General features: G+C 69.0%; 1 protein-coding gene. It reads left to right on the top strand.

The window, feature by feature from the left end; all coding sequences use genetic code 11:
* A partial coding sequence (gene gp17 / locus BYZ73_RS22185) for a tail completion protein gp17 (protein WP_146746443.1) occupies positions 1-242 on the top strand: 242 nt, incomplete at both ends.

The following is a 242-nucleotide window of genomic DNA, read 5'->3' as shown; positions in this document are numbered from 1 at the left end:
AGATGAGCTTCGAGACGGCGGCGCAGACCGCCATCTTCGCGGCGCTCGACGGCGCTCTGTCCTGCCCGGTCTACGACACGCCGCCTGCGCTGCCCGAGGGCATGCCCGACAGCGGTTTCCCTTATGTGGTGATCGGCGACGATACCCTTGTCGCGGAAGAGGCCGACGACGTGATCGGCGCCCAGGCGACGGTGACGCTCCATTTCTGGTCCCGCGCCCCCGGCAACCGGCAGGTCAAGGCG

This window comes from Rhodovulum viride, from assembly GCF_003265965.1.
GTDB classification, from domain to species: domain Bacteria; phylum Pseudomonadota; class Alphaproteobacteria; order Rhodobacterales; family Rhodobacteraceae; genus Rhodovulum; species Rhodovulum kholense.
Note: the sequence above shows the minus strand (reverse complement) of the source record. Positions and strands in the feature narration are given on the sequence as shown.